The sequence below is a fragment of the Bradyrhizobium sp. LMTR 3 genome (assembly GCF_001693485.1).
In the GTDB taxonomy this organism is placed as follows: Bacteria; Pseudomonadota; Alphaproteobacteria; order Rhizobiales; family Xanthobacteraceae; genus Bradyrhizobium.
Map to the genome: position 1 here is coordinate 1 of NZ_MAXC01000034.1, position 3,117 is coordinate 3,117.

2 protein-coding genes are annotated in these 3,117 nt (G+C 55.4%); one reads left to right on the forward strand and one right to left on the reverse strand.

Annotated features, from left to right (window positions below; genetic code table 11):
- Positions 1 to 313 precede the first annotated feature (313 nt).
- Complete coding sequence (locus LMTR3_RS23520; protein ID WP_176721978.1) at positions 314 to 1,921, reverse strand: calcium-binding protein; 1,608 nt, start codon at positions 1,919 to 1,921, stop codon at positions 314 to 316.
- A gap of 1,009 nt (positions 1,922 to 2,930) precedes the next feature.
- Between LMTR3_RS23520 and LMTR3_RS38975 the strand changes: the two genes are divergently transcribed.
- Positions 2,931 to 3,117: hypothetical protein (locus LMTR3_RS38975; RefSeq protein ID WP_210184728.1), on the forward strand; the 187-nt coding region annotated here is incomplete at its 3' end.

The window sequence follows — 3,117 nt, forward strand, 5'->3', positions numbered from 1 at the left end:
GCCGACGCGGCGCTACGTCCGACTTAAGCGTATGGTCAAGCATAGACACAAGCCGATCCCTTCAGAGAGATCCTCAAACTCGCCTATCCCTCGCGCCACGAGAAGGTGGGATCAAAACGACGCTTACGCATTAGCGATCTCGTCGGGTATTCAAATTAGGCGCCAATTTGTGATAACGAGGCATGGCGCGGTGATTTGCAGATCCGTGCGACTTGTACCCATACTAGATTCCATTAAATCGGCCGCAACGAAACTTGCGTGTGTTACGCTTGATGTCTGCCTGGCAGAATAATCAAGATGACTTCTGGCCCGGCTACGCGAACCAAAAGTCACCTGCGCTGAGGTTCACGACGCCGGCGACGGTGAGGTCATTATCTCCATCAAAGTGAATGACGGTGTTTCCGCCGACCGCTTCGATATTCAAATCGCCAAAGTCGTGGATGCCCTCTGCTGCCAAAGCTGTAAGGTCGATCTTGTCTCGCCCCTTTTCGAAATCGGCCGTGTCATTCCCGTTCTCAGCGGCAAAGACGAACGTATCCCCGCCGCATCCGCCAAACATAGCGTCGTTTCCGGTGCCGCTCGTGAGCGTGTCGTTGCCATCGCCCCCATCGAGAACGTTTCCTGACCCACCAAAGACGGTGAGTTGATCATTGCCCGCACCGCCGCTGAGGAAGCTTGATCCTATTGAACCTGACTCAACGGTTGCCGTCAGGACATCGTTTCCGGCGCCGCCATCCAGACGATTCTCGGCAATAGAATTGTCTGTAACCACAGGATCGGGAGTCGCCGAAAGGAATGCGGTAAGCTGGTCATCTCCCGAACCGCCATTCAGGATATTCGCGACATTGTAGAGATCCAGGCCGAGATCCGGCCCGCCGTGAGCTACAGCGTCGAGATGTGCCGTGAGGCTGTCTCTTCCATCGCCGCCCTCGAGTTGATTGAGTGCGCGAACAAATCCGCCAAGCGCGGTCGAGTCCGCGGTCAGGTTGTCATTGCCTTTCCCGCCATCCAGATAATTCGTGACATCCGTGACGGTGTTCTCCCCATCGGTGGAATGAGTTGCATCGAGGGTGTCGTTGCCATCATCGCCCCACAGTTGGTTGATACCAACCGGCCTGCCGCTATTGGAGTCAGTCAGGTTGAAAGCATGCAGCACGTCGTTGCCCTGGCCGCCGTGAAGCTCATTTGTAACCGACTCGGTGAAATTGGATCGCCCCTCAGCAGACGCATCCAGGACATCGTTGCCGTTGCCGCCGAACAATACGTTGCTGGCTGTGCCGCGGAGCGCAAAGAATTCCGTTTCGGCATGAGCTGTGATGTGGTCATCGCCCGAACCGCCGTCGACGGTGTTCATCGCGATACTGGTTCCGATAACATTACGGCCATCAGCAAGGGCATTAATGGTATCATTGCCGCTTCCGCCGATCACATCGGTTCTGACGGTCACAATTCCAAAGGCAGGAAGCGTCACATTGGCCGTCGCGTTGATAGCGTCGTTCCCGCTGCCGCCATCGAGTAGCACATCTGCGGTTGGCTCCGCGCTCTGAGGCGTGGTTCCACCCTGAAGAGTGACGGTCGCGTCGAGGTTGTCGTTGCCGGTTCCGCCGAACTGAATGGCGAGACCGTGCACAGGCGCATCGCCCTGGAGCGGGACAACAACGGTGGTGGTCAGCGTGTCGTTGCCGCTACCGCCGAACAATGCTGTCCGGTTGAATGCACTGCTTAAAAGGTCATTGCCTGCAAGGCCCAAGACAACATCGCCGTCAGCTTGGGCACTGAGGACGTCGTCATGTCTGGTGCCAACGATCAAACTGTTGATGGGATAAATAAGGGAGAGCCAGTCAAAGGCAGAATCCGCAAAAGACTCAGTTCCCATCAATTGCTGAACGGCCCGGCTTTTTGTTGGATTGGCATTCGTCATCTTTTCCTCCATAGCACCCAGACAACGACATCGACCGAAATCCAGCGCTGATTAAAGACGCGCTGAAATATACGAGGTCAATTTAATTTGGTTGGCGATGAGATAATTAAATTAAAAGTTGCATTGTGTCCAATCACATTTAATTTGTGAATGTGAGGACAGCCGGGCCGCAATGAGCGCGGACGCGATTACGATTGCGGGGGGGCGTGCCATCACTGCTGGCCGCGTGTTTCGCCATGAAGTAGTTTCCTATTCTCGGTGGGAACCCTTGATTCTCTGCGGGAACCCTTGCTGGCGGAAATGACATCTAACGACATCTCAGGCTTCAATGGACTGTCGTGCAGGAACATGGACGACGCCCCAGCGCTGTGCGTCTCTCATGCGTTTGACAGGAGACGGTTTGCGCAACTTCAGCTCCAGCTTCGCGAGTCTGCGGTCCGCCAAGGGCAGGTGGAATGATCGGTGACAAAATCAGAGGCTGCTTTTCCAACAGACAATCGACCCGAGCGCGCCTGTATGTCATCGAACATTGCCACTCGCTGATCGCTCCTGCTGAAATTGAAGAACAGCCGACGATCTTGTTGCCAAACTCAGGGCTCTCAGAAGACCGCGCATAGCATCCGCCGTGCTGCATCGCATTGCATAGCGCGCAAGTTCCCAAGCTTCGACAAGCTTTGAAGACAAGCCGGCGGACGATATGCCAGTGACGAGCGCGAGGGACGAACCCCGACGAACTTGGCAGCGAAACTGTAGAAGAATCGGAAGCTGGAAGCTAAGTCGACGAACTGCTGCACTAAATTCCGGCGCGGGAACTTTGACGGGATAATTGAGAAATCACCTTGGGTGGGCCGACATGTCGTCCCAAAAAAGCCTCCGCCGACGGCGACCTCGTCCGTCGGAATGTACGGTTGGCGACGACGGGACCACACAACACGGTAACGTTAGTCGGTACAACGGTTGCTCAATAGAAAACCGCTGCGTGCTCGGATGCGGCGCTTAAGGAAACACGATGGCCACCTACGACAATATCCCTCTGAGCTGGAACGATCCGTTGTTGAGCGGGGTTACGAGTTCGAGTTCGGTCACGCTTAGAGATGGCGGAACGCTTTCGTACAAGAGCATTACGGACACTGGCTCCACGGCGTCCGTTGTCGGTCTTGGCTCGTTCAGCCTCGACCATATGCGTATTAGCTCAA

Coding starts and splice junctions, on each gene's coding strand:
- LMTR3_RS23520 (WP_176721978.1), bottom strand. CDS start 1,921: ATGACGAATGCCAATCCAACAAAAAGCCGGGCCGTTCAGCAATTGATG.